The organism is Shewanella violacea DSS12 (assembly GCF_000091325.1).
Classification (GTDB): domain Bacteria; phylum Pseudomonadota; class Gammaproteobacteria; order Enterobacterales; family Shewanellaceae; genus Shewanella; species Shewanella violacea.
Map to the genome: position 1 here is coordinate 1,261,421 of NC_014012.1, position 26,337 is coordinate 1,287,757.

12 protein-coding genes are annotated in these 26,337 nt (G+C 44.9%); 5 read left to right on the forward strand and 7 right to left on the reverse strand.

Going from position 1 to position 26,337, the window contains the following annotated elements; all coding sequences use genetic code 11:
• Positions 1-325: 325 nt before the first annotated feature.
• Positions 326-4,555, forward strand: coding sequence for a collagenase (locus SVI_RS05070; RefSeq protein ID WP_013050364.1), 4,230 nt, complete (start codon positions 326-328; stop codon positions 4,553-4,555).
• A 2,385-nt stretch (positions 4,556-6,940) separates the two neighbouring features.
• Here the strand turns inward: SVI_RS05070 and SVI_RS05075 are convergent.
• Positions 6,941-7,423, reverse strand: coding sequence for a glutathione peroxidase (locus SVI_RS05075; RefSeq protein ID WP_013050366.1), 483 nt, complete (start codon positions 7,421-7,423; stop codon positions 6,941-6,943).
• Positions 7,424-8,126: 703 nt separating this feature from the next.
• Here SVI_RS05075 and SVI_RS05080 point away from each other — a divergent pair.
• Positions 8,127-9,794 carry a GGDEF domain-containing protein gene (locus SVI_RS05080; protein ID WP_013050368.1) on the forward strand — a complete coding sequence of 556 codons (1,668 nt, stop codon included), beginning with the start codon at positions 8,127-8,129 and terminating at the stop codon, positions 9,792-9,794.
• A 73-nt stretch (positions 9,795-9,867) separates the two neighbouring features.
• Here SVI_RS05080 and SVI_RS05085 read toward each other — a convergent pair whose 3' ends face one another.
• The 3 genes from SVI_RS05085 to SVI_RS05090 all read right to left on the reverse strand — a co-directional run bounded on the left by SVI_RS05085 (position 9,868) and on the right by SVI_RS05090 (position 15,150).
• Positions 9,868-13,020: an NAD(P)-binding protein gene (locus SVI_RS05085; RefSeq protein ID WP_013050369.1), complete on the reverse strand. Its 3,153-nt coding sequence runs from the start codon at positions 13,018-13,020 to the stop codon at positions 9,868-9,870.
• 366 nt (positions 13,021-13,386) lie between these two features.
• Entirely contained in the window at positions 13,387-13,557 is a 171-nt protein-coding gene (locus SVI_RS21680; protein WP_013050370.1) for a hypothetical protein, read from the reverse strand.
• A gap of 213 nt (positions 13,558-13,770) precedes the next feature.
• Complete coding sequence (locus tag SVI_RS05090; protein WP_013050371.1) at positions 13,771-15,150, reverse strand: RsmB/NOP family class I SAM-dependent RNA methyltransferase; 1,380 nt, start codon at positions 15,148-15,150, stop codon at positions 13,771-13,773.
• A gap of 277 nt (positions 15,151-15,427) precedes the next feature.
• On the opposite strand from SVI_RS05090, the gene SVI_RS21015 reads away from it, so the two are divergent.
• The 3 genes from SVI_RS21015 to SVI_RS05105 all read left to right on the forward strand — a co-directional run bounded on the left by SVI_RS21015 (position 15,428) and on the right by SVI_RS05105 (position 17,870).
• The gene (locus tag SVI_RS21015) at positions 15,428-15,661 is read left to right on the forward strand and encodes a DUF3955 domain-containing protein (RefSeq protein WP_083779884.1); all 234 of its coding nucleotides are present in this window, start codon (positions 15,428-15,430) and stop codon (positions 15,659-15,661) included.
• 94 nt (positions 15,662-15,755) lie between these two features.
• Positions 15,756-16,073: a N(4)-acetylcytidine aminohydrolase gene (gene yqfB, locus SVI_RS05100; protein ID WP_013050373.1), complete on the forward strand. Its 318-nt coding sequence runs from the start codon at positions 15,756-15,758 to the stop codon at positions 16,071-16,073.
• 393 nt (positions 16,074-16,466) lie between these two features.
• Entirely contained in the window at positions 16,467-17,870 is a 1,404-nt protein-coding gene (locus SVI_RS05105) for a sugar MFS transporter (protein ID WP_041419708.1), read from the forward strand.
• Between the two features lie 120 nt (positions 17,871-17,990).
• On the opposite strand, the gene SVI_RS05110 is transcribed toward SVI_RS05105, so the two are convergent.
• The 3 genes from SVI_RS05110 to SVI_RS05120 form a co-directional block, all read right to left on the reverse strand.
• On the reverse strand, positions 17,991-21,053 hold the full coding sequence (locus SVI_RS05110) for a PKD domain-containing protein (RefSeq protein ID WP_013050375.1): 3,063 nt from the start codon (positions 21,051-21,053) through the stop codon (positions 17,991-17,993).
• 350 nt (positions 21,054-21,403) lie between these two features.
• Positions 21,404-23,650, reverse strand: a complete 2,247-nt coding sequence (locus SVI_RS20655) for a M43 family zinc metalloprotease (protein WP_049791031.1) — start codon at positions 23,648-23,650, stop codon at positions 21,404-21,406.
• A gap of 523 nt (positions 23,651-24,173) precedes the next feature.
• Positions 24,174-26,231, reverse strand: a complete 2,058-nt coding sequence (locus SVI_RS05120) for a hypothetical protein (RefSeq protein ID WP_013050377.1) — start codon at positions 26,229-26,231, stop codon at positions 24,174-24,176.
• Positions 26,232-26,337: the final 106 nt, after the last annotated feature.

The window sequence follows — 26,337 nt, forward strand, 5'->3', positions numbered from 1 at the left end:
GATACATATGTTTTATTTTCTTATTGACGTCATAAAAAATCCCCCCACCTTCAAGTTTAGACATTATTAATATTCCCTAGCCCTTGATTTTTGCATGCAATATACAGTAAAAAGGATATGAAACATTTCATTAACAAAGCGACTGCTTGGTAAGGCAGAAGAGAAAATAAAAAAAATAGAGATGGACGATTAAGGACACCTGCCCACCTTGATGTGTGCAGTTGAAGGAATATTTATGTGTCGAATCTTAGATCTAAAGTGTCTTTTTACTTAGATGACTAGTATGCCCAGCGATAAGCTGGCGCCGTTACATAAGGTAAACCTGATGAACAATATAATAAAACCAAAAAAGAATATATCTGCTAAAAAATCTATTATAGCTAGCGCTATTTTACTCTCCCTCAACTTAGGTGCATTCTACTCTAGCCCAGTGCAAGCCGCAGAGATGTGTGGCACCAAAACCTTAGAGCGACAAGGTGAAGTGTCGGCTAATCAGATACACTGTATTACCGATTATGGTCACTATTTATATGTGAATGTGCCCTATGAAAATAGTAATGTCACCATCACCACATCCGGTGGAACGTTCAGTGGCAGTGATGCCGATATCGTCCTTTATGATGGCAATGACTGGAGTGGCAATGCGGAGCTGACCAGTGCCACAGCCGGCACCAATAATGAGTCAATCTCTTTCGTGTCCCGGGCCGGAGCACGTTATTTCAAGATTAACGGCAACATACAAGAAACGACACTGCAAGTGACTGTGACTGGTGGCGATATTCCACCTCCTATGGGTGACTATATTGTTTTCGACACGAATATTGTTGTCGACCTCCCTGTGTCATCTATTTCATCGAAAGCACAATACGCCAGTGTGATTGCTACTATCTTGGCCGCGACTTACAGCGATTTTGAAGCCATTGCCAGTGGCGTAAATGACCCTATTGATGATGTGAGCGATGCGGTTCACTACCTTGCAAGCACTGACGATCTGAGTGACCCAGATCTCAATCAACTGCTCTACTTCTTGGGCTCATATAAGTATTACGCGCCTGCTATGTCTGATGCCGAGGCTGCTAAGCTGAGCATTGCACTTCAAGCTGTCGCGAGTATGACAGGCTTCTTGAGCACAGATGGCGGCGTTATTCAGGAAGGTTATGCCAAGGCGCTGAATAACTTTGAGCGCGGCGCTGGTGCAACTTACTTTAAGAACCAACTGCCACATCTGTTAGCGACAATTCAATATTATTCTACTCAGACAAACCCATTTGGCGCCACCAATGCCGGTGATGCGACAATGGCACTCTTAGGGGCCATTGGCTCTGCTGCCTACTATGGTGATGCACCGGTAAAATCTGCTTATAACAGCAATATGCTGGACGTACTCTCAGTGCTGCGCTCATTCGCCTTTCTGGGGGAAACCTCACTGGATATGAAATGGTCCACTGAAGCCGATAGAAAATGGATCTTACCCCATACCTTTATCGCTCTGGGTAAAATATCCAGCATAGCCACTGAAGAGGCCAAGGCGCGTTTCGATAGCACTATCTTAGAGGTCCACGGCAAGGTGATTCAGGTTATCTCGGTTGAGACCACTGAGACCATAGTCACTAAGAACTACTTAAAGTCAGCTGGTCGTCTGTGTGAGGTGAGTGATCCCTTGTTTGGTAGCTGTGTTGTGCCACCGAAAGAGGAAGATATCTTAACCGTACGCCATCAGTGTACTGATAAAGTGGTTATTCGCGCCCAAGCAAGTATTAGTCAGGCAACCTTAACCCAGTCTTGTGCCGATATTGCCTTGCAAGAGACTGAGTTCCATAGCTTCTTCAATACTGGCGGCGTGCCTGTCACAGGTGATCTGAACGATGTCATCGAAGTGGTGGCGTTTGCCAGTCCTGAAGATTACGAGAAATATGCGCCTGAGTTCTTCGGAATAAGCACAGATAACGGTGGTATGTACCTCGAAGGTACGCCGGAGAATGTCGGTAACCAGGCGCGCTTTATCGCCATGCAGTGTCCGGATTCTTGGGTGGGAACATCTTGTCAGTATATCGATCAGATCTATAACTTGAGACATGAGTTTGTTCACTATCTCGATGGTCGCTACATCAAGGCTGGATCTTATGGTTCATTCGATTATAACGTTTCCTGGTCTGAGGGGATGGCCGAGTATATGGCTAACGGCGCCGAGCATACTCGTACTCTCAATGCCTTGAAGGGCGAAACGATTCCGCCTCTTTATAACCTGCTATTTATGTCCTATGAGTATGATGACTTATATCAATGGGGCTATTTTGCTATGCGCTATCTGGGAGAACAGCATCCCAATGAAATCGCCTCGATCACAGCGGCATTGCAAGCCGGTGATAACGCCGCCTATATAGAAGTGCTCAAAGGTGTAGCCTCTCGCACAGAAGCTGGTTTCGAAGCTTTCGTGTTAGCAAACTCTGCAACTCTGGCACCTGCCACTGCAGCGATTCCGGCTGCGGATACAATAGGCAGTTGCGCCTTAGCTCAGCAATATGTGCGTAAGGTGGATGCGAGTAAGACAGAATATACGGTCACCAATACCACAGATACGCCAGTGTCTCTGTTTTGGATAGATAACAACAAGGGCACGGCAAACTTTGCCAAGAACTATAAGACATTAAACCTAGGTGAAAGCTACACAGCCGCTAGCTGGAGTGAAGGCGATCGCTTGATGCTGACCGATAATGCCATGAACTGTTTAGGGGTTGCCGTGATGGAACCGGTTCAGAACAGCTTCACTATCGATGCAGGCCTAGTAAAAGATGTGGTGCCTGAGGCCATTCCTGCGCCAAATATGCTGGGTAGCTGTGAGCTAGCTAGGCCTCACATGATTAAGGCCGAGTCACACAGCTTTACCATCACCAACACCACAGATTATCCGGTTCGTCTGTTCAGGGTCGACAACCTGACGGGCAAGCCTAAGTATGCCAGTGCGGCAACTGGGTTTGATTTTGGTTACGGTACCCTCAATAAAGGTGAGAGCTACACATCTGATATCTGGTTTGGCGATCGTCGCATCATGCTAGCCGATGCACGCTTGAACTGTTTAAGTGTGGGCGTGCTAAACAATGCCACTGCCGATTTCATTATCGACGCCAGCACAATTGTCAATGCGGCGGCGCCTGAAGCTATTCCTGCTGCCAATACCATAGGCAGTTGTGATCTGATGAATAAGCATCTTACGGGTCCGTTCGAAGCTGATTTCTCCTTTATCAATAACAGCAGCACACCTGTTCGAATCTACCGCGTAGACAATGAAACCGGCAAGCTGAGTGAAAGCTTTGGCTTCACTACTCTAGCTACTGGCGAAACATACGATAGTCTTACGACATGGAAATGGTTTGGTAATCGCCGTGCGGCAATTACCAATACAGCTGGCCAGTGTTTAGGCGTAGCTGTGATGTCTGAAGAAGGTGTCAGTAACGATTACCTAATCACTGAGGAGCTTGTTACTGGTGGAACTTCACCTGTGGACACTGATGGTGATGGCGTCATAGATTCACAAGATGCTTTCCCCAATGATCCAACAGAATCTGTTGATACGGACGGTGATGGAGTAGGTGATAATGCCGATGCTTTCCCCAACGATGCCACGGAAACTCTGGACAGCGACGGTGATGGAGTAGGTAATAATGCCGATGCTTTCCCCAACGATGCTACGGAAACTTTGGACAGCGATGGAGATGGAGTGGGTGATAACGCCGATGCCTTCCCTTTCGATGCCACAGAAACTCTGGACAGTGACGGTGATGGCATAGGTAATAATGCCGATGCATATCCGAACGATCCTAACAATGGTGTTGTGCAGAGTTGTGGTGTTGCCACTATCACCTCTGGCCAGTTGACCCTTGAAAAAGAAGAGTGTATCAGCGGCGGAAAAGGCAGTTTCTATGTTTATGTGGATGCGGATAACACCGACCTTTACATCACCACACAAGGTGGTGAGGGAGATGCAAACATCTACTTTAATGCAGATACTTGGGCATCATCGACTAATGCGCAATCTAAGTCTGAGCTAAGCGGTAACAGTGAGAGCCTACATGTAGTGGCTAATAGTGGCTGGCGTTATATTGGAATAGACACAGGCACTAGCTATTCAGGTGTTACCGTTAAGGTGAGTTTAACTGACCCAGGTACAACGCCGGTTGAGCCTCCTGTGCTTCCTCCTGTTGAACCAGAGCTGCCTAGTGCATTAGCCGATACATGTGTCACTCAAACTGTGCAAGATTATGGCAGTATCAGTGACGGTGTCGCTATCTGTGTCAAAAATGGTCGTTCATCTTTCTACATAGATGTGCCTGCCGGCACTCAGAGCTTAACGGCTGAAACCGGACATGGCGTTGGAGAGTTGGAGTTATATGTTGGTGAGAACTGGCCTGATGTGATCAGTAACACTGGCGCATCAGCTAATCCTGGCACCATAGAGAGTGTGACAGTGAATCAACCTAAGACGGGCTGGTACTATATTTCGGTACAAAGTATGCCTAGTAGCGAAGATGTGACGCTAAAGGTCACACTTAAATAGCATTGAGTCGCTATTGTAGGGGACTTATCTAGTTTGCTAATAAAATAAACGGGCCTTAGGTAACTAAGGCCCGTTTTTATATGTGTTGCTTTTTGGTAAACGATAAGCTAATTAAAACAGATAAAAAAATGGCCCACCTTAAATAAGGGGAGCCATAAGAGTTCTTATAAAGAATCTGTATGTGAATAATTAAACTGTTTAGCGCTAGCACACAATTTAACTCTTCATTTGGAGGCTCAAATGAGCGTCCTAAGGGGAGGTGATGAACCATGATGAAAACATGCAGCACTCGCTACATATAGTAAGAGTGCACTAAAGCTGATTAGTTCATCGAATAACAAAATAAATTCAAATTATTTTATTATTTACCCTTAGGTAGTGGGAGTGGGCTTTACCTTGAGTGAAAAACAGATAAAAAATGGCCCACCTTAAATAAGGGGAGCCATAAGAGTTCTTATAAAGAATCTGTATGTGAATAATTAAACTGTTTAGCGCTAGCACACAATTTAACTCTTCATTTGGAGGCTCAAATGAGCGTCCTAAGGGGAGGTGATGAACCATGATGAAAACATGCAGCACTCGCTACATATAGTAAGAGTGCACTAAAGCTGATTAGTTCATCGAATAACAAAATAAATTCAAATTATTTTATTATTTACCCTTAGGTAGTGGGAGTGGGCTTTACCTTGAGTGAAAAACAGATAAAAAAATGGCCCACCTTAAATAAGGGGAGCCATAAGAGTTCTTATAAAGAATCTGTATGTGAATAATTAAACTGTTTAGCGCTAGCACACAATTTAACTCTTCATTTGGAGGCTCAAATGAGCGTCCTAAGGGGAGGTGATGAACCATGATGAAAACATGCAGCACTCGCTACATATAGTAAGAGTGCACTAAGGCTGATTAGTTCATCGAATAACAAAATAAATTCAGATTATTTTGTTATTTACCCTGAGATATTGGGGGTGGGTTTTATCTTGAGCGAAAACAAGATAAAAAAATGGCCCACCTTAAATAAGGGGAGCCATAAGAGTTCTTATAAAGAATCTGTATGTGAATAATTAAACTGTTTAGCGCTAGCACACAATTTAACTCTTCATTTGGAGGCTCAAATGAGCGTCCTAAGGGGAGGTGATGAACCATGATGAAAACATGCAGCACTCGCTACATATAGTAAGAGTGCACTAAGGCTGATTAGTTCATCGAATAACAAAATAAATTCAGATTATTTTGTTATTTACCCTGAGATATTGGGGGTGGGTTTTATCTTGAGCGAAAACAAGATAAAAAAATGGCCCACCTTAAATAAGGGGAGCCATAAGAGTTCTTATAAAGAATCTGTATGTGAATAATTAAACTGTTTAGCGCTAGCACACAATTTAACTCTTCATTTGGAGGCTCAAATGAGCGTCCTAAGGGGAGGTGATGAACCATGATGAAAACATGCAGCACTCGCTACATATAGTAAGAGTGCACTAAGGCTGATTAGTTCATCGAATAACAAAATAAATTCAAATTATTTTATTATTTACCCTTAGGTAGTGGGAGTGGGCTTTACCTTGAGTGAAAAACAGATAAAAAATGGCCCACCTTAAATAAGGGGAGCCATAAGAGTTCTTATAAAGAATCTGTATGTGAATAATTAAACTGTTTAGCGCTAGCACACAATTTAACTCTTCATTTGGAGGCTCAAATGAGCGTCCTAAGGGGAGGTGATGAACCATGATGAAAACATGCAGCACTCGCTACATATAGTAAGAGTGCACTAAGGCTGATTAGTTCATCGAATAATAAAATAAATTCAGATTATTTTGTTATTCATCCTGAGTTAGCGGGAATATGGCTTTATCTTGAGCGAAAACCAGATAAAAAATGTCAATCCCAGCTCGTATTAAGCTAGGAGAGCTATAACTATCTCATATTAGAAACCATGATAACGTTAGCACTAGCAATTGCTTTCTATGTTCCCGCTAGATACGCAAGAAGTATCTAAAAGGAGATGATGTACATTGAAAAAGATTTGATTGAATTTCGACCGGATTGCTTAGTCACAAAATCAAATTAAATTGGTTCACTAGGTATGAGTGATTAATTTAGAAAAGGTTAACTTTTAAAGCCGTAGAGTCATTTTATTCTCCCCTAGGGAGCACCTTTTACAAGGCTGGATAAAAATAAAGCAAAAAAAAGGGCAACACCTGTCTTTTATCAAGATGGGGCTGCCTGATGATCATTTAAGATCAAGGGGACCGCGCTAGAAGTCCCAGGGAGAATGATGAACATGAAAACTTTTTTCGTGTTCATGTTCTTTGATACCCTAAAAATGAATAAGTTCAAAAAATGGACAGTTATTTGTGTTTTTATTTATAGTCGAATCTATCTTGTTGATTAGTCGAGTAAACTATTTATCTCTTTATCTATCGCTTCAGGCTTAGTGGTAGAACCGAATCTGGTTAACACCTTTCCTTGGCTATCAACTAAGAATTTGGTGAAATTCCATTTGATCCCCTGACTGCCCAAAATACCTTTAGCCTCGGATTTTAGGTACTCATAGAGAGGATGAGCCTCTGGACCATTGACCTCTATCTTCTCAAAGAGGGGGAAGCTTACGCCGAAGTTCAGCTCACAAAATGAAGATATTTCACTCTCGTTGCCAGTTTCCTGAGCGCCGAATTGGTTACAGGGAAACCCAAGGATGACGAAATTATCTGGACCGTATTTTTCATAGAGTGCCTGTAGCCCTTTATATTGAGGGGTAAAGCCACATGCACTCGCCGTGTTGACTATTAATATCACCTTATCTTTATACTCGGATAGGGATAGCGGTTTTCCTTGAATATCATTTACCGAAAAGTCATAGATAGATGTCATGTTTGAAACTCTCCTGAAGGTTTAAGTTAATCTAGCAGTAATTAAAATTTCGAGCAAGTTGATTGCGCGCAATTATTTTGTTGTCCTGCTTGTGTGTTGTCGCTACTAGCATGCTCAAATCCAATCTCCAAACACCAGTATTCATCTTGAGTATGCTAATTGGAATCTCTCGACTTTTATTCTGGTTTCTCTGCCCTGTGGCTAAGTCTGTTTCTTAGTCGTTTTTATATGGGCAATAGCCTAGGTATAACAAATGCTTGAGACTGATGTTTTATTTGGCTTGTTATTATTTTGCTTATTATCACATCCACTAGGGTTTACTTCGATACCTCATTGTTACCGTAAAAATAGTCTAAACTAATCTTTAGTGACGCTTGAACTTGTATAGGATCACTGCAGCCATCGGAGGGCAGGTTCACCTTTATTCCCCCATGGCTCTGTCAGCTCCTTAGATTAAATCCTGTTATAACCAGTGTCTTGCTTTAAAAGTACCAAATTTGGCTAATTATTCGACGGGAAATGAACTATCTTCATATTTTCTATGATTTATATTGAATAATGCCCGATGTGTAAATAAAATTGCAACTTGTGTTAATAGTTTGTGGCCATGATTGCCTCCAAGGATCAGGGGGGAGTCAGATAGAGGCTAGCAGTTTGTAGTTGACCTAAGGTCAATGAATAATTAGATAAAAGGCTGAATGCTATGATCCAAAGAACTCTCTTGTTACTACTCATCTTGTTTAGCCAAACAGCTGTAGCTGTTACCTCAATCGACCAATCTTTTCTGTTTCATGCTAAAGCTGAGCAAAAACAACCCTCTCAACATGCCGATGTACTCCCTTGGATGGCGACACTGGAAAAAGCTGACAGCATCAGTTTGACTGGTGGTAGTTACTGGCTGGTGATGCCTACATTGATGTACGACAGAGAGACTAAATGGGTGATCAGTGTCAGAAACTCTATCGTTGAATCTTTGGATTATTGGGTGATTGGTGACGATGGCAGTAAACAACACTCTCACAGTGGCTACTATGCCCCTTACGAGTTTTTGTTTGATTATGGCCGGGAAGTTGAGCTTAACTATGGTGTGGAATATTGGCTTATAGTAAAACTGGAGAGTCGCTACTTTTCTTCTGTGCCTAAGGTGGAGCTCAAACCTCTGTTAGAACACAAGAAAAGTTCAGATTTTGAAGCCATGGCTGTGATGTTATGCCTAGGCGGACTCTTCTTCATTGCCTGCTATAACTTGCTGATTTTCTTTTCTATTAAGGATCGTGCCTTTCTTTATTATGGCCTCTATGTATTGGCATACTTTTTTGGTTGGGCTGTGACATTTCATATACCTGCGCATATGTGGAATTACCATAACCTAGAGATACACCATCTATTTTTTATTAGTCTTCCAATTTTTAATATATTGTTCTATAAACACTTTCTTCAGCTTCCTGAGTATTCACCTAAGCTGTGGCGTCTAAGTAAGTATTTGATGTGGGTCTGTATTTTGGCACTGCCTACCAGTATTTACCTGGTCTCCTACACCGCACTCATAGCCTCAGTGTTAATCATGTTGTGGATTGGCTTAGCGATCACTTGTGGTAACGTCTGCCTGATCAAAGGTTTCGCTCCAGCCCGTTATTTCATCTTTGCTTTTACCTGTTTATTACTGCCAGCCGTGATTATTCTTCCGGGTAATTTAGGCCTGACACCGGATTTTATCGAATATGCAGAACTCGCCACCCTCATCGGGGGAACCGCAGATGCACTCTTACTGTCTTTAGCACTGGCAAATAAGATCAAGTTATTGTCTGAGGAGAGGCAGACCTACATCAAGACATTGGGCATTGCCTGGGAGAAAGCCCGTCAAGATGGGCTGACACAGCTACAAAATCGACACGCTTTCGACGAATACTTACAAACTCAGCCGTTTGGCATTGAGGTTAAGCGGGATGAACACCTCATCTTGTTGGATATCGATGGTATCACTCAGGTGAACCATACCTTAGGTCATCATGAGGGAGATTGTTTACTCAAGTTTGCCGCTAAACAGCTTCAACTTATCTGTGAAGCTCATGAAAGAGTTAAGTTATTTAGGATCGGGGGAGATAATTTTGTCATTTTACTCTCGGTAGAACAGACTCAGTCTGTTCTGGTTCAACTGGAGCAAGTCTCCAATGAATTTGCGAAAGAAGGCTATCGAAAGACAGGTATAAGTTATGGATATGCGTTGAATACAGCGGTGAAGGATGCCAGTGACTGGTTGAGAGCCGCAGATAGAAATATGTATAAAGCTAAGACAGATAAACGCCGTGAGAAACAGGCACATTTGAGGCAAGTCATGGAGGATGAATCCAATAACTTGGACTTCATTTAATTTTTCGAGATAAAAATCCTGGCAGCTTTCACTGCCAGGATTTTATGTATTAACCCCATTGGAATTGTAACGACTAAAAGTCCTTTTCTCCTTTAATCACCTTAGGATAGCCGCAGATAGCTTTTGAGGTGTGCATGCCTGCCATGGTTGCGGCTTCGACACAGCTGGCGTTGATGCCTGTGTTTATCCAGTCGCCAGTCACATAGAGGTTATCTATGCCTGTGCCGTCGGTATCTATACGGTATTTACTGCTGCCCTTAACCGACATCACATATTGCTCGGAGGGATCGATATTCACGCGCCAATATTGCTTATCAAACCTGGCTTGCCCCTGAGTGGCTTCGCTAGCTTCATCGCCCAGGTGTAACCACTGCCAAGGGAACTCCTCACCCACATTAGTCCACAGCTTGTGGATCTGATTGTTGAGCTGACCTATAGCGCCCTCTTTGGCTTGGTTTGCCTTAAGTTCTGGAAACTCAATATCTGAGCGAGGAGGGTAATGCTCTACCGGCAGCGCCGAACAGAAGTAGCTGGAATTTTTAGGTTGTACCCCTTGCCAGTCCTCCTTATCGAGTAACTGATCCATAGAGGCCCAAGTATCAAAGGGTTCGGTGAAGCCTGATAGTACAGGTTGCTCACCACTCTCTGGTGTGTATTTCCAGCCCATGCCATCCAGATCTTCATTGAGCCAGACTTGATAGGCTTGAGTGGCCACAGTCTTGACCTTGTTGACAGCCTTAGTTAATGGCTCGCTCTGGGCCATGACTTCAGCCGCGACATGGGGTACCGAACCTATGGATAAGCCGAATATGACCCGGTCAAAATCCTGTCCTTTGAGCAATTTCTTTGTCGGTAATGGCTTACCGAATTTGTCTTGATAAACCGCTCCCCAGTTACTCCAGAAGTGTTCCAGGTTGATGTTATTATCTTTGAGTAGCTGAGCTTGCTCAGTATCTAGCTGCTCATAAAGTGGCGCACTTGGCCAGCAATCCAATCCTTTGACATCGACTAGAGGGTTATAGCTTTCCAGCCCCTGCTTGAGTTTAACCTGCTCGGTTATTTCGATGGCTTCAATGGTGCCGTTATTACAAACCAGATTATCCACTTGGTTGAAGTAGTGGAAGTTCACCCCGCGGCGCTTGAGGACTTCATAGTAGGGGGTAAACACCACATCCCCCATGCCTGCCTGCATCTTCCACATCACGCCACCTTGATAACACAGAGCTATCCGCAGCATGGATCGTATGATGGTGCCCGCCTCCAGATTAGGTTTATCGAAATTGCCTTTCTCATAGGCGAAGACCAGATCGTAGAAGCTCCTTACTGGCGCGGAATCCACTGTAAATTTCTGATTCGCACCGTGTTTTGTTAGCCACTCACGGTAATCATAATCGTTGATAACATCGAAGCCATGCTTAAACACGCCATCGGCGAACATGCCCTTGAGTATGGTTAGGCCAAGATCTGAGGCGATATACAGCCTGCGAAGCTCATCATTAGTCTCTAATTTCTCGGAAAAGCTCTCCTCTAAACGCGCGCGAAAACTGTCGACGGCGGACTCGATAAAGCCTTCATCTTCCTCATCTGGGCTGTGGACGTGTTCATCACATTCGCGACCGATTAACTGATTCAGATGACATTCGATAGAGTCGCCAAGTGATGCCAAGCTCTCTTTTGTGTCCTCTATGGTGTCTTCAATGGAGTCTTCTATCCTGTCTTTAAGGCGTTCAAACCAGTCTTCGCTAAACCAATGTACGGGTTTAGCCGTCTCTTTCTCGGCTTCATCGAGTAGGTCATCCATCTCCTTGAGCCAGCCTCTTATCCAGCTAAAGGCTGCCTTGACCACTTTCCACAGGGTTAAGATCTCCGTACCGTCTCCCGGGAGTCCATCTCTGAGTGGGAACTCTATGGGCCAGCTATCTGAATCTCCGCCAACATCTTCCTGTAGCACTATATAGCTATGGGGCTTGAAGGCATCTAAGAAGGTCGCCAGTGGTGCATCGGCTGGTCGGTCGAGTTCTTCATAGGCTTTGCGCATCAGGCTAAAGGCATTTTGATAAAAACCAAACCAGATATGCAGACCGTGTTCTTCGATTCGCTGGCCTTGCTCGGCGTTACGCCCGCTGGCACCTTTGCCGCCAATGCGCCAACCTAGTTGATAGACATCTATCTCGTAATTGTTCTGCCAACCTGGCTGCTCGGTGAGGCACATGGCCGCCGACATAGCGGCTACTCCGCCGCCGAGTATGGCAATCTTCTCTTTCTTAAGTACCGAGTTATCGACTAATACCTCTCCCTCTGGCACTTCGAAGTCAAAATTGACGTGATAGGGGAGCAGCACATGTTGCTCACCCAATTCGACGCCCAATGCCTCTTTCAATGGGAAGCTGGCATTGTCGTACACTGTGGCTAATAGATCATTTTCCAGCAATGATAACGAATGGACTTTATTCACCTTAGCGGGTGAGGCTGTTATCGCCTGATACACAGCCTTTTCTCCGGCTGAGTCCGGTAATTGCTTGAGAAAAACTTGATCGATAGCGGGTTTGAACAGCAAGCTAAATAGCTGTTCTTCACCTAGTTTGTCGAGTTCAGGAATAAAATCGGTCTGATCTTTAAACAGCTTCCAAGTCTTAGTGATGGCCTCGAATGTGGTGAGCTGGTCTTCCTCTTGTGCTTCACAATCTACCGTTAATAAGGGATGAAATGCCAGTTCCGTCTCGGGAGAGAAGGTTTTGAAGCTCTTTACCGAGAGGCTGAGTTTAGTGAGGGCCTCACCTGGCTTAGGCATCTCATACTCACACATGTATTTGGGGTAACCGAATAGCTCGCGGCCATTGATGAGGGCCATGGCATCATTGACGAAGGTGAATAAGGGATGAAAATACAGATGACTGATGTCATCACTGTCGGCACTTTCTTGCCTGCCAATCATGACCCAAGTGATAATATCCGTTTCCTGAATCCAGCCTTTCTCCCTGTCTTGAGGGTTCGCTGAATAGGCCTTATCGATCCGGGTGAAGCTGGTTAAGATATAAGGTGAAAGCACCTTAAAGTACATCTTGCTACCCGCCACCTGATTAAGGCAAGTATCGATGGATTTTTGTAAGTTTTGCTCTTTCCCTTTCATGAAGAAACCATACATGTCGGCCCTGTTGAGCACGAGTGGCGAGTGCATCAACATGGAGCCAGGGGGATAGATAAAGTCAGGTCGAAGTTGTTCCATGGCCTATTTCCTTTTGTGGCATAGAAGTCGTGAAGCGCATTTGTGATGGGTGTTACTTGGTTGTCTTGAGGATGTTTTCATGTGTTTGCGCAAAGGTAAACGATAAGACTATGAAGATTTTGGGGATTATTCAAATATTTATACAAATAATTAATAGGGAGTAATCGAATCATCAAACTTGGCTAAGGATTTAAGAGAAGCATAAGGCAGGAAAGCACAAGATTAGGTTAACAAAACCATAAGACTGGAGTGGCACAAGATATGTATTATTCCGGTATGATTTTGGGCGGAATCCAACTTGAGTTTTTTAAGTAAGGGCTGCCTTACAGCTATTCAAACTTAGCGGTATTACAGCTTGCTCTGAGCTTAGTAATGCTCGGGTTGTGAATTACCTTGTTGACGCTTTAGATCCAATAACTCTCTGCGCCTGTGTTTATCTCGCTTGCTCTTATGCTTACCTTGACCTTCTTGCTTGTCACTATCACTGTCTATTTGGCTATCCCAGAGTCGATCATCACTATCGTAGAAATTTGACATCTTAATATCCGAATTATTTGTGTTTAATACACTTGGTATAAAGCAGATTCTAGGAAAGGCAGATGACAGGAAGATGACAAGGTTTCGAGTCCTCACTATAAATATTGAAATAGTTACCTATGTTGAAATACAGGAGTCGATAAACCTAGGGCAATAAAAAGACGACCATAAGGTCGTCTCTATATTCTTAGATTTGCTAGTGCTTTTTGGGGGTTAGCTGCTTCTTTTCATTCGAGCGACGAACATGCCATCGGTATCGGCTTGATATGGCAAAATAAGATGCATACTCGCCTCTATACCGGTAAACGGATGTGTGGTGACTTCCAGAGAAAAATCCGTGTGCTTAGCCAAGAAGGCATTGACCACATCTTCATTCTCTAAGGGGGACAGTGAACAGGTGGCATATACCAAGGTGGCCCCGGCTTTAACTGCCTGACTGGAGCGGCTGAGAATATCCAGCTGTAGGCCAGGTTTATCCAGAACCGTTTCAATAGCATCTATCCAGCGCATATCCGGATTACGACGCCAGGTACCTGTGCAACTACAGGGAGCATCGACCAGCACGCCATCGAAGTGATTATGAGCCACGGGCAGATCATCAGACTTCCAGGGAGAAGCTGTGATGCCTTTAAAACCTGCACGTTTAGCGCGCTTGGCTAGTTCTTCTAATGGCTTACGACGCACATCTGAGGCGATGATAGTGCCTGTGGCTTGTTTGTCCTTGGCTAACATCAAAGATCTCAATTGTAGGCTCTTACCGCCTGCACCGCTGCAGGTATCCCACCAGTTATCATTTGGACTTGGGTTACAGACTTGGCCGACAACTTGTGAGCCTAAGTCTTGTATCTCAAGCTCGCCTTCGCGATATAGTGACAGGCCGTTAAGATTGATGCTCTTGTGGCCCAGGCTGATGCTATCACTAAAATACTCACTGGCCGTGGTGGTGATATCTAATTTTGCTAGCTTCTCTATAGCCTCATTAGTTTCGATATTTTGCACTCTGGCCCAGATAGGTGGGCGAGAAGAGAGGGCCTGGACCATAGCCAAGCGCTGCTCGGCATCTTGGATAGGACAAGTCTGCCAGAACCAAGCGGGTACTAAGTCATCTGTGGTGAAAGAGATAGTCGGGAACTGACGAGTGAGCCAATCACATTTTTCCGATACATTTTCTAGAGCAGATCCAGCTTCGAGAGTGAGGTTTTTCCCCTGGCCTGAAAAGCCTGTCCAGGCGGCAATAAACGGCTCCCATGAATGAGATTCCAGACGGGCATTAAGTGTCAGCATGGTGAACCAAGCTTGGGTGCCTGTATTTGCTGTGCTAGTACCAGTACTAGTGGAAAACTTGTTTAACCATCCCCACCAACGAAATAGGGCAAACAAACTCTCACGAATGACACGTCTATCTTTAGAGCCATGCTTCTTATTGACTCTAAAGTACTCACCCACAATGCGATCCGCCGGCTGCTTCTTTGCCATTATCTGAGTAAATAATTGAAGTATGGTATTGGCATAGCTAAGTGCACGCTTTTGCGCCGGAGTCTCGGCGTTCATGGCTTCAAAAGAGGTCGCTTTGATCTCGTTAAGAAATGTCACGATTGAGAGGTGCTCATCAGATGTCGAATCAGATGTTGGTTCAGAATGGCTTATGTTCAAGGCGTCGCCCATGGGTAGTTATCTAGGATGGTATTTATCTGGGCGAATTATAACAGATGTGTGCCTGCTTCGAATCAAGGTGGTTAGATTTTTTAAATCGCTTGTTGGTATTGGTAGTGTGCTTGAAGGTCGAAGCTGTATTGTCATCTATTGCTTGCTCCATTTTCTTCTCAGCTTTAGAATTGCGGGTAAATTCACATCCATTTAGTGAGCTCAAGTGAGTCATAAACTCGGAAAAAAGGCGATTATTGTATCTGTCCTATTGTTAGTTTTAGGATGTGTTTTTCTCTTGCTGGAAAATACTTTCTATCAATATGTTGATGAGAAAGGATTCCTGCATGAAAGCTTGTTTATGCCCTTGGGGTCTTTCAGTGTATGTCTGGGACTAATCATCATCTTGCTGGTCTTTATTGGTAGATTCTTGGTTAAGAAAAAATGTGGTGACCATTGAAGCGGGCAATACCGTTTTAGTGAAGGAAAAGTCATGAGTAAAATTGCTGACTAAAGTTAGTCGAAATAACAAAATAGATAATTTGGATTGATTAATGAAAGACGTACCAACAAGCATCAGCTTCTTTGAAATGCTCAGCCCCTTTGTCGCATCAGGAAAGAAGACCATCACCATTAGGGATGAGTCTGAGTGTCATTATGTGCCGGGTACTCAGGTTGAGGTGTTTACCTTAGAAACCAATATTAAGGTCTGTGATATCGAAATTGAATCGGTAGAGCCTATTCTATTTAGCGAGATCAACGAGTTCCACGCTGAGCAAGAATATCTGCCACTGCCAAAATTGAAGCAGATAATAAGTAAGGTTTACCCAAACACAGAACAACTTTACGTCATCTCCTATAAGCTGGTCTAACTGGGCTAAAGAATCAAAAAATGGCTTATTCAGTCAGCATATTTTTAATCTGTTGGGCCAGTTCCACATAGCTCAAGTCAGATAACGCCGGTGTCACTATGCCTATCTCCTTATTGGGCCAGCTTATTCTTGCACTATTTTTGTGTTTCTTTGTATTGAGCAGGGCAATAAAGGAGCAAGTCTAGGCAATTATCATGTGTTCCTATTGCCTGACAGATACCGGTTAATAAGCCTAATTTAGGTAATTGACAGCGCTGTCACTAGGCGTTAGTGTAAACGGTGTATGATTGATATCCAATTGTTAGCGAGATGTTTACTTGTGTGTAACTGGCTTAGTGTCGGTTTTATCAGGGGGATATCAGAAAAATAAAATAATAATCTAAGGATAAGAATATGGCTGGCGGAACCCCTATGACGAGCTCAGGCTCTCAGTCACAAGATAGTAAGTCTGGAGTTGGCAGTGTGTTTGTCGCCTCTCAATATAAGGGAGCAATGGTGTTACTGGTTGTGCTCTATTTCATAATTGGTTTCACCACAGTATTGAACGATATTCTTATCCCTGTGATGCGGGAGATTCATCAGCTGTCAAACATGGAAGCCATGTTTGTGCAGTCGGCCTTCTTTATCGCATTCGCCATCTGGGCTATTCCCGCAGGCTTAGTGATGGAGAAAATAGGTTACAAGCGCTCTCTAGTCCTGGCATTAGCTATCATGGGCGTCGGCTATCTATTGTTTATTCCCGCCGCTCACTACATGGAATACATGGCAGTCTTGTTTGCGCTCTTCGTTTTGGCTACCGGGGTAGCATTCTTGCAAGTTGCCCTTAATCCTCTTATCGTCAAAGTTGGACCGGATCAGACCGGATCTGCGAGGATGAACTTAGGTGGCAGTTTCAACTCCTTTGCGACGACTATTGGGCCGATTGTTGGCGGCGCGGTGATCTTATCCAGCGTACAAGAGATAGACTTTGCCTCTCATGGTGAATATATTATCGCCAAGGCTGCAGCGGTTCAAATTCCTTATTTGGTGCAAGCCGTGGCTATTATAGGTATCGCGGTACTTATCTATTTCACCCGACTGCCGAAAATAGACAAGGTCAGCACATCCGCGACCGGTAGCCAGGTAAAGGGATCCTTTTTCGACCATAAGCACTTGATGTATGGTGCCGGCGGTATCTTCTGTTATGTGGGCGTCGAAGTCTCTATCGGCTCGATTTTGATGTTGTATCTGGCAACACCTGAGATGGGCGGCCTTGGACACGAACAGGCAGTGCCTCTGCTGGCTTATTACTGGGGCAGTACCATGGTTGGCCGTTTGATTGGCTTCGTGGTGTGTCAGAAGATCCGTACACAATATCTATTGCAGATAGTCACAGTAGCGGCGTTAGCACTTATCCTGTGTAGCTTTATGCCCTTCGCACTGGAAAATACCGTGGCCATTCCCGTATTATTTAGCGACATGGCAGCCATAGAAGTGCCGTTAGCCGCCCTGTTCCTTATTCTGTGTGGTTTGTGTCATTCGGTCATGTGGCCGGCGATTTTCCCCTTATCAATTGCTAACTTAGGCGCGTTCACTCCTAAAGCTTCTGGCCTGCTGTGCACCATGATAGTCGGTGGCGGTATCTTGCCACCACTCCAGGGCTATTTGGCTGACTCTATCGGCTACAAGTGGAGTTTTGTTCTCTGTGCACTTTGTTATGTCTATATTCTTTTCTTTGCCTTTATAGGCTATAAGGCTGGCCAGAGTAATAAGGTGAGTGAAGCCAAGGGTGATCAGCTTTCTATGACTAGCAGCTAAGATTAACTCTGTTACAAGCCAGTGAATAAGAGGTGACTCTAAACCATTACTTCTAATGAAAAACGCAGCCATGAGCTGCGTTTTTTTATGGGCCGATGATAGAGGTTTAATCATGGCTCATTACAGTGAAGGGAAGGCTTCTATATTCAAGGTATCAGAGCAATTACTCGTACCGCTCTCACAGACTTGTACCGAATGACTGCTACCGCCTTTGAGCCCAGTATTTAGGTCATAGTAGTATTCTCCTGCGGTGTCAGCGCCTGATATACCCGTAAGGCCTTGGCTAAGTACTTCATCCAAAACAATATCGACAGTTTGATATTCTTGCCAGTAAAGCTCTATATGTTTAACTCCTTTGTACTTATAACCTGAAGCCGACAAGTTGAAATCACTGGCTGGCTGAGTGGAATGAGTAGCTATATTCGACATTAATGAGTTACCTGCACCGTTAGATGCGTAAACTCGATAGTAAAATAGTGTGTCGGCAGATAGACCTGTGTCGTTATAGCTGGTGGTCTCGGCGGCTAGTGTCTGCACCTGTGTCCAGCTAGTCCCATTTAATGAGCGCTCAATATTGAAGCTGGACTCATCGGTTGAATTATCAAGCCAAGTTAGATTTATCTGGCTTGAAGAGACCGAGCTGGTGCTCAGTCCTGTGGGAGCACTGGGGGGAGTTAGGCTAGAATCTGTTTCCGAGCGAATATAGAGGTTAGCGATAGTAATGCTGTCGAACCAGGTGTTATTGCCGGCACTCTGGTCGCTATCTTCGGCTTTTACTCTGACTTCTCCGCTCACATCTTGGGGCAAGGTAGCGCTGTAATGGCCATTATCACTATTTGAGAGTGTGGCAAAATTGGAGAAAGAGGCTCCATTGTCGACCGAGTAAGACAGTATTATTTGATCGTCGGGTAAGGTGGGTAAATCGGGTGGACTGGACATGCTGGCATCCAGATGTATCTCCACTAAGTTTCCCGATGCTATGCTGAACAACCAGGTATGAGTCAGGTAACTATATCGGTTCTGTTTCTTACCACCGGATTGACGCTCCGTAATTGTCTGACTTGCGTCGCTACCTAAGGCCGAATCTTGGTAGTTGCCATTCACTGAACCTGCGGTAAATATTTCACCATAAGCGATTTGGTTGATAAAGGGAGGTGTCTCGACGTTAATATCTATATATTTTGAATCACTTGCGCCTAAGTTGTCGATGACAGTAAGTGTCGCAGTATAGTTACCAGCTGCACTATAAAGGTGGCTTGGTGTAGCCTGAGTCGAACTCGCTCCATCGCCAAAGTCCCAATCGAAGCTGATACTGCTTTGGGGATCATCATCTTGCGACCCGGTACTGTCGAAAGCAACTTGCAGTGGTGCCTGTCCCGTAAGTGGATCTCCTGCTATGACCGCAATTGGCGCTCGATTTATCACAGACACAGCAATCGAATCTTGGTCACTTAAGCCTGTATTATCTGTGACGGTTAAGCTGGCGGTATATTCCCCTGGGGCCAGGTACTCATGAACCGGATCATCGACAGGATCTGTGGTTGTCATTCCCGTTCCGTCACCGAATAGCCAGTCATAACTCACAATGGTGCCATCATCTTCCGAGCCTGTACTCGTAAATGACACTGATACGGGGGCATAATCTGGCAAATAACTCGGGGCGCCGATATGAGCCGTTGGGCCTTGAAGGTTTGAGACGCTCTGAACCGTTGCGGATATTATGTATTGGCCTAGGCTGCCGTAATCCGGATAGCCTTTATCGAGAGGGTCTCCCTTTCCTACACCATCGATTTTTAAGAAATAGGTTCCTGCGCTGGCGAAGCTACCATTAAGTGATGCAGATAAAACCTCTGAGAGGTTGTCTGTTTGCAGTAAAACACCATTACTATCATAGAGACTGGCCTCTATGTCTAAGTTGGGACTGACGTCATCGGTTTGAACTGAGATGCTGTAGTTACCAAGGTTAGCATCGAACTTGAACATATCTTGATCTGATCCCAGATGAATAATACCAAAGCCATTGAGTTGGTCTGTGGCGCCATTGCTTGTGATAGTCATGGCCGTCACGTCGTTGACAATACTCATATCATCGACATGATCATCAGTCATCAAGGGAGCACCATAGTCTTGAATGAGCTGAATGTCATTTTGAGGCTGATTAGCCAGAGGATAGGTGTTCATGCTCCACTGTACCAACTGCTGATAATAACCCACTCCCATAATTGGCGCCCAACCGGTTGCTCCTGAGCCATGGCCTGTATAGTAGCCAGTTCCATTGGTTTGTCCGTCATGGTTAAGCCCCAGGTTATGACCCGCCTCGTGAGTAATGGCTTCGCCGGCGCCGACTACGCTGGAGTTAAACACGAAGGCTGGCTTGTAGTAATTGGTATTGGCTCCGTAATCATCGAATACCCTAAGATAGGCAAAACCACCACAGCCACAGTTAGAGAAGGTATTTTGGGTTATCACCACTCGAGTACCAAAGAGTAGGTCTTCAAAGGTGTCACGGGCAATGGGATCGATAGCAAGGTCTGCTGGGTTTGTGAGGTCTTCAGTCGTGACATCGACATTGAAGGGGGCAAAATCTTCGGCGACCTGTCGCCACATCAGGTAAATTCTATCTAGCTCGATTTGAGTAAAAGTTTCGGGAACACCTTCTGTATTGTAGGCGGGAGAAACAATGGGGGTGCCATAACTATTGTTCCAAGCCGTTCCTATGGTGGTGTGACCGTCAAAATCCAGCAGTATGCTTCTTGGGGCTCCAGGCTTGCTGTGTAGTTTGAAGGTTTGTTCTTGGTTAAGGGCTGTTTCCGGTGTAGTCAAAGGCTCTGTGATGCTTTGCTCTGTAGGTTCTTCCATTTCTACGTAGAAGATGCGGCCGCGCTTATCTAACCAGACACTGGTGTCTTCTCTTATCATCTTGGCGAGTTGTGCGGTACTCATTCCATACCAGGAGGCAAGATCGGGCAGTTTTGAACCTAATAGCCCTATGGCATGTTCACCGTTAGCGGGCTCAGGCAGTAGAACTGAGGGAAAAGTTCTATGTCCAGCAGAGGATTCAATGCTTTGATTGGCCGATTTTAGCTCGGGGTTGGCTGCGTTAGCATCGACCCCAGATAACCCTATAGCGGATAAGGAAAAACTTAATAGCGCAAGCCTAACGAGTCTATATGAGTAGTCCATTACCGTTCCTTTTTAAGCGACCGATAGTTAAACTAAGTGTAGCAGGGCAGAGAAAAGTGCCAGTAATAAGATTAATCAAGCTACACATGTTCTATGAACTAAATCAGGATTTTTTGTTAACTCAGGTAGCCAAAGAGACACCTTCGGTGGGGGGCTTGAGTCTAGGAACCTGAATTTAGGAACCTGAGTCTAGGAGTCAGAGCCTGGGGAGTCGTGAAGCAAGCAGATATAAGAGCTGGCAGGTTAATAATAGAGCTTGGATTTTGCTAGCGGTTGATAGGTAACGTATTGATTATATTGCTTAAATAAAGCGCAGCCATAAGCTGCGTTTTTATGGGCCTACTTAAATTTTACTGAGTGTCTACTTGTATGCTCATGCCAGAATGACTGCCATTTATCATTATATAATTCCAGCCAACAGCCAGATTGTTGATGGAGATACTCTCGCTGTTATCTGGATTAGCCGAGAGGGCATCGTATTGTGAGGCCGTTGGCCAATTGCTGGCACGGTAATAGAGAGTGGCATCACCAGAGCCGTGCTCGGTGGTTATCTTGGCCGATGTCGCCGCTTCATTATAAAAATAGAAGTAGAGTACACCGCCAGTCCCGGATGTGACACAAACTGGAACACCGCTATCTAAGCTGATGTAATCTATTGGACTTTGAGTGGCGCAGGCATCGGTTATTCCTCCTGGGACTGAGCCGCCCGAGATAGTCGCCGTGGTTGTCGAGCTGGCAGTCGCACCGGCATCATCAGTCACCGAGAGGCTGACTGAATAGGTGCCCTGAGCACTGTAAGTGTGACTGGGGCTGGCTTGGCTACTGCTTGTACCGTCACCGAAACTCCACTGGTATGCCGTGATGTTGCCATCGGGATCATTAGAACCTGCACTGCTGAAGTTTACTCCATTGCCTGTGGTGCCGTTATAGGGGCCATTGATCACAGGAACTGGCGCCGAGTTAGCACCACCGCTAGTGAAGCTGGCCTCTAAGGTTAAATCGGCAAATGCGCTATAGGACTTGATGCTGACATACCAGCGTCCGGCAGAAGGGCTTGGCTCACTGCAGCTCTCGTTGTTGCCACTGGCGTATGGACGACAGTTATAGCTCGAATCTGTGGGCTCTGCGTTGAAACGTGTGTACAGATCTGCATCGCCGCTACCACCGCTGATATTTACCTGTAAGTTACTCGCGCCTGCAGGCAGGTCGATAAAGTAGTGCAGGTACTGACCGGTATTCGCACTGAGTCCATATCTTGGGCTGGCATTGAGGAGTTCATTTCCCCCTGTGCTGCCACCGGTAATATCAGCCGAAGTCGAGGAGCTCGCCGAGCTGCCCTGATTGTCGGTCACTGTGAGTGTGACGGTATAGTTTCCGGGGGCTGTGTAGCTATGGCTCGGATTTGCCAGATTGCTCTGCTTGCCATCTCCAAAATTCCAGCTGTAACTATTGATGTTGCCATCGGGATCGTATGAGCCACCGCTGTTGAAGGTAATGCTTGAGTTGGCTAGGCCCGAATAGGGTCCATTGACTACGGAAATCGGACTCTGGTTAGTGCCTCCGCCACTATTATCTGTACCCGTGGCGACAAGGTTGGCCTGAGTCCAGAGGGTGTTTCGGGCCGCACTATTGATGGCATTGGTCGAGCGAGACACCTGGTTGTAGGTGAAGTTGGCATACTGACTGGAGTAGTTCATAAAGTTTTGCCAGTTTGTAACTTGTCCCATGCAGTTCGCTGCCGAACCTAGGCTGCTGTGGTCCACTTGAGGCGTGTCACACACTTGATCACCTGTGGATGAGCATTTGTTTTCATTCGGTTTTCTACAGCTTCCCTCGAAGGTGTGGATCAAGTTTAGATAATGGCCAAACTCATGGGTTAATACCGAGCGAAAGTTCTCGCTGGTATTCAGGCCAAGATAGGCACCGTTATAGGCGACACGAGCAATACCCGCATTGGACATAGAGGTATCGGGATACCAGGCGACCCCTGAGTTATTGGTAGTGCCATCACAGTAGAGATCATTTTGAATGTAGACATTCATGTACTTGTAGTTGTCCCAATTATCATTGGCGACATTGGTATCACTGTAGTTTCCCGCACCACAGGCATTGGCATGGTAAACAATACCCGAAGTGGCATTGCCATAGGGGTCAATTTTAGCCAGTCTGAACTCGATATTCAGGGTGTCTTTAACTCCGGAAAACTCAGGAATTATCTCATTGAAATCCGAGGTCAAGCCTTGAAAGTCTTCATTGGTTTTTAGCAGGGCATCTATGATGATGGAGTCGTCAACCGACTTGCCATTAAATGAGGTGCCGTAGACATGGAAAACCGTGGGGATAACATAGGTTGGGCTGGTAACCAGTTGAGCCGAGGGAGAGCTGGCCGCCGTCGAGCGGATAGCATGATTATTCCCTAAGGTCATTTGCTCAAGAGATTTAGCCTCCTGTAGTGAACTGGGATTGAGTTTATAGAGCCGCTCCATAGCGGATTCAGTGCCACAACCGACGGGAGCCTGTGGTGTTGCATATACCGATGACATACAGATTGTCATGCCGGTTAAACCTATTACTGTTATTAGTTGTTTTTTTAACATGTTCATATTTCCTATTTATCTAGGACCAGGGTTAATAGAACACTCAAAATTAAAAAATATACTTACAGCAAGATCAAATTACTTATCACGACCGATTAAACAAATACGACTGACCAATAGAAACGGCATTTATAATATTTGAATGAAACTGGTGTTTTTATATTTTATATTGAATTCAAAATCAATATAAAATTAACATATGTTCATGGGATTTGTATTAGGGATAAGTAAAATTATGTTAGGAATCATGGTCGACCTAAGCTCATGCTATTGATCAATAGGTACTAATTCATTGTCGATATAAACAATTGCAAAAACTAGCCATAGAAAATTTTAATTAATGATGTTTTTAAATATCTGAATTCACTTACTAACTGAATCTGGATTAAGTCGATACAGATACCTGTGGCTGGATCAAATTTAAAAGGCAGGAAGGAAAGATATAGAACTCTTGGCAAATTCAGCCCGAGCGCCGCACTTTTGCTGCACTCGGGCTGAGGTCTTTATGGCTTGCAGGTGATCTTTATTTCAATACCTTGTACAAACTGATGCGCTCGCCGCGATAATAACCGGTTAGTTTCACCTGTTGCACCTGGGCCGCCGTGGTGGCATTGGTTGGTAACCACTCGATATCTATATCCTCAAACTGACGGCTAATAGCTTGGCTCTCGCCGTTAGTGCTTAACACATGCGCTAAGGTCGTGGAGTGCAGGCCTGCTTGGGAATTATTTAGCCAGAGAGTCACCAGATCCCGTGAGAGCATCTGATAGCCGACCTTTATCGATGAGCCAACAAGATTAGCGAATTGAATATAATCTATGGCCCCATAGCGAGAGATGATGATCTTGTCTGTGAGCATGCTCATGCCGTATGGATTGGCCTTATCATAGGGCATCGACTTGATGATTTTCCGCTCGGCATTATCGAGTAGATAGACACGGTTAGCCGTCAGTACCGAACTGTATCTTCCTTCGGGATCTGACACTAGACGCTTGACTCTACTGTCGAGTTCCAGGCTGGCGATAGGCTGATATGAGGAGCGTGTATCGAGCCAAGATACACGAGTTGTACCATCGCTTATCAGGAGCTCGCGATCATCATTGACGAAGCAGGCGTCATAAATATCCGCATTATCGATATAGTGCTTTGGGGCCAGAGTCTCGCTATCTAAGATCATGCTTTGACCATAGCTGCCTTGAGTGACCAAAAGCTCAGATTCCTGTTTACTGAGTACCAGGCCTGGCGTGGCGGTATTCAGGTTATAGACCTGACTGCTTGCCACTAAGGTTTCGCTGTCCAACAACTTCAGCTCTGAGGTATATCCCGAACCATTGGTGAATACTGCAACCACTCGTTTCTTGCTGTAAATAGGAGTTAACCAATTGATATGGTTGTTGAAACATTCAGCTTCAGATACCGGGAGAACTGGCTTCTCGATCACTATGGGACCCGTCCCCGATGCGCCGCTATAGCTGTCGATAACAAATTGTTTCTTCATGCCTGTGGGGCTGGTGGATTTAGTGCTCTTGCCTATCTCAGACAGATAGATGCCGTTATCCCCGGAGGCGTTACAAGTATTGCTGATTGAATTATCGCCGTAGGGGGTTGGCTGATAAATTAAATAGGCTTGTTTATTACTCAGGCCCTGAGCGGCAAACGTAAGGCTGGAGGTGACTTGAGTATTACCCGGGTCAGTACAGATACCATATTCACAATGATCATCATCATCGTCATCATCATGGTCGTCATCGTCATCGTCATCATCATGATCTGAGTCCTTGAGCAAAGCGCTTCTCTGAGGAGAAGCCAGTGTCGAGGTGGCGGGAAACGATGAATATGCGCCTGTGCCGGTATTGATCTGTAGCAGCTTGTCGTCTGAAGTTAGTGCCAACAAGAGACCTGTGTTCTCATTCATGGTGATCGATTTTGGCGATACCAGTGAACTGAGTGGATATGAGCCAGACAAGAGATACTGATTATTTAAATTCACGAAGCTGGCATCAAGATCTGTTTGGCTGAGTAATGCCCTTATATCAAATGTTCTATTTGTCACCATTTTATCCACGGCTGCGGCTATTTTTAAATAGTCTGAATCACCGGATAATGAGATGGCATGTCGGAAAGAAGCTATTAATTGTGCAGTTTCATGTTCGGGTCCGTGAATAACATCTAGGTCGACGAAATTAATATTATATTTATCCCCGAATATCTTCTGTAAATACACTTTTGCCAGATCTGAGTTTCCCGAAACGATAGGGTTAAATTGCACCTCGTTTTGGATCAGAGTCGTAAATGGACTGACGAGTTTAGCCTCACTATTGGCGGTGAGAAAGTAGCCATTCGAGTCGATCAAAAATGGCCCAGTCCCACTCGCCGTCAGGCTTTCAAGATTGGTGACGCTCTGTTCAAGAACGCCGCATTTCCCATTAAGATCCACATCCTGGCAAACGGGCATTTCTCCATAGAGATAATGATTTTCACCTTGGGTACTTGTACCGTCATCCTCGCCGCCGCAAGCCGTCATCAAGGTACAACTGGCAATCAACAAAGCAATTTTAGATATTTTTAAACATTCGCTCATAATATTAACATCGTCATATATCGAAATAAAAGATCGTTAAGCGCCGAAAAAGCAGTCGATCTAATCAAAGTGGCGTAAATTAACAGAATAAAACGCCAAATGATAT